Below are 2,543 nucleotides of genomic sequence, written 5' to 3' on the forward strand. Positions count from 1 at the left end.
AACGCAAATCGATCATCGTTGCCTGCTGGAAGCAAGCCGAGCTTTGGTGATGTCATGATTTACGTAACTCTCAATAAGCGAAATCACACCTCTCGCGGAGGAGGTGGAAAGTGCCTACGACGAAAGAAAAGAACGACTTCGGCACCGCGAATGGCGCGTCGACAAGATCCTCGCCGAACATCACCGACACGTGGTGGAGCTCGCGTCTCCTACCGGAGCCGCGAGTTCCACCATACGACCGAAACGGCGCTATAAGATGTGAAACGATGTGTGTGAATCGCACAATGCAATTTATGCACGGACCCATGTCATCGACGTGATAAACCCGGTTCTTTCATGGGTATCGTGTGAGCCCGACGCCGTCGCGGCCGACTGCTCCGACACCACGTGCGTGTCGTTGCTCTTCAGTCTGAGCGCCTGCTCGAGCAACCGATTGCCGATTTTTGCAGCTTCAGGACTCTCGCGCTGGTCAGCAGCGGAGCGCGCATAGCTATGCCACAACGGATCCCCTAGACCGAAGAGACAGACTGCCATCAATGCGGCGTGCAGGCCCGAGCGCTTCTTCTGCTCGTCTTCTTCATCCTGGAGTACGCGCCGAGCATCCACCCATGCCTGGCGACGCAGGTAGCGCCACGCCGCAACCGTGCGCGCGCCGGACCATTTCGGCGACAGCACGCGAATCGCTTCGAGAAGATCGTCGAAATCCGATTCCTCTTCGAGTTGCGACGCAGTCCACAGCATTTTGGCAAGGCCGTTGGCTACGTCATCCCTGCATCCTGTTTGAGTCACAATATCCTCGTTTGCGTGGAGACAAGCAATCAAAAAAACGCGCGGTGACGCCGCGCCGTCGCGGTTGGCTTTCCGGATCACTCGTACTGGTTCGGCCGTGAGGCTTTTGCGTTGTGTAGTGTCACGTTTTCGCGCAGGCCGCCGGAGCAAGAACGCGAATGCTTTGACCAAGGTGCGAAATGTCACTGGCAGCGCAAGATGGGTTGTGCCGACGGCCGGTCCTACGCTGGCGCGCCCTTGCGTGATACCGAAGAGACACTTCGCCACCCGCGGTGAAGCCAGGCGACAGGCTCGTCTCGGTTACCCGCCACCTGTAGTATTCACGCAGCGATACTATCTGAATCAGCTCGCTGCTTAACCTGTTGGCGTCCACGGCTTCCAACCGACCTCACAACCATCATCTGGGAAGAGTCCTCGTGCTGCAGGACATCTCCGGAATGTTCCGCATCTTCAATTCCGGGCGCGAGATGTGGGTAAAACTCAATCGTCTAAGGCGAGGGGGATCTCAAAGGCCTTCGCTGAGGAACCGCTGCGCGTATTGGTTGCGGTTGCTCATTTCTGGATCGCTTGCCTGCTCATAATCCCGATCCCAAACCAATGCGGCCTGGTCGGTCGTGGTCGTACTCTTGATGTCCGACATGGTCTGGCTGTAGTCCGTATTGAGTTCCTGATCCATGAAGCCCATATTTGCCTGGAGACTGCCCGGATTCAGACCGTTTTGATGGGCGTACGCTATTTCGCCCTGTTTGCGTGCACCTCCCCACTGGGCGAGACCCCATCCATTGTTGTTGTCGTCCGCAAAGTTGCTCGATGGGTCACCTGTTGCGCCACCCTGATTGATGTCACCACGGAGGCCGCTTTCTTGCTGGAGGTTGCCGAGCACCCCAGCCGCTTGCGCCGCAGTCAGACCGAAGGTCTGCTCCAGATTCTGTGCGATGGCGTGAGCGGGTTCGCTGCTTGAAACGGTCGGAACGCTACCGCCGCTGCTTCCATTTCCACTACCTGCAGCCGAACGTCCGCTGCCGGCAACATCGCCCGATGGCTCACCACAACTGCCGCCGATGGGCGGCTCGAGCATTGGGGGCGAAAAGCGAGGCGGCATTGCCGCGCAGCCACCTTCTCCGTCGAGACCGCCGTGGCCACTGTCCTCCAAACCACTATTGATCTGACTAACGAATTGTTGAAGTTGCTGAATCAACTCCTCAATGAACGCCTCCAAAGACTGCTGCGGGTTGAATCCTTGGTGACCGCTTAAATTCACTTGAGAATTCGTGCAAGGGCACATCGGCCCCAGAATCGACGTAGACAAGTGTTCTCTCCGTGTGAGGTGACGTTGCGTATCGATGCGTGATAGAAATTGATCGGATTGCCGACGAGAAGAGGGTATTGCGGAAGAGGCGCGCACAAGGGACAGAAAAGCGAAATTGCCGGCTAAATGGCGAAATGAACCGCCCCGGAAATGTAGGAGACTTTGGATCTTGGCTGTAACGGGAGATTTGAAGCATGGAAAGCGAAGGCAAGGCAAGGAAGCCCACTGGGACGCGATATTCGGATGAGGTCCGTGAGCGAGCGATCCGGATGGTGTTTGAGCACCAGCACGAGTATCAAACGCAGGGGGCGGCGATCCGCTCGATCGCCTCGAAGATGGGAATGTCGCGAGAGACGCTTCGCAACTGGATCATTCAGGCTGAGCGCGACCGTGGGCAACGAGCGGGCGCGACAACTTCGGAGCTGGCGCGTCTGAAGGAACTGGA

At 57.5% G+C, this 2,543-nt stretch carries 3 protein-coding genes and 1 pseudogene; 2 read left to right on the forward strand and 2 right to left on the reverse strand.

From position 1 onward, the window contains the following. Positions 1-73: 73 nt before the first annotated feature. Positions 74-262: pseudogene (locus tag QYH69_RS35725) on the forward strand (IS481 family transposase); the annotation flags it as partial. A gap of 29 nt (positions 263-291) precedes the next feature. Here QYH69_RS35725 and QYH69_RS35730 read toward each other — a convergent pair. Together QYH69_RS35730 and QYH69_RS35735 are read right to left on the reverse strand one after the other, a co-directional pair. After that, entirely contained in the window at positions 292-870 is a 579-nt protein-coding gene (locus tag QYH69_RS35730; protein ID WP_308836318.1) for an HrpB1 family type III secretion system apparatus protein, read from the reverse strand. Positions 871-1,294: 424 nt separating this feature from the next. After that, a complete protein-coding gene (locus tag QYH69_RS35735) occupies positions 1,295-2,098 on the reverse strand; it encodes a phage tail tip lysozyme (protein WP_308836319.1) in 804 nt (267 codons plus the stop codon). A gap of 194 nt (positions 2,099-2,292) precedes the next feature. On the opposite strand from QYH69_RS35735, the gene QYH69_RS35740 reads away from it, so the two are divergent. Further along, positions 2,293-2,543, forward strand: a 251-nt coding sequence (locus QYH69_RS35740; protein WP_308836320.1) for a transposase, incomplete at its 3' end; no start/stop codon positions are given.

Source organism: Paraburkholderia sp. SARCC-3016, from assembly GCF_031119615.1.
Taxonomy (GTDB): domain Bacteria; phylum Pseudomonadota; class Gammaproteobacteria; order Burkholderiales; family Burkholderiaceae; genus Paraburkholderia.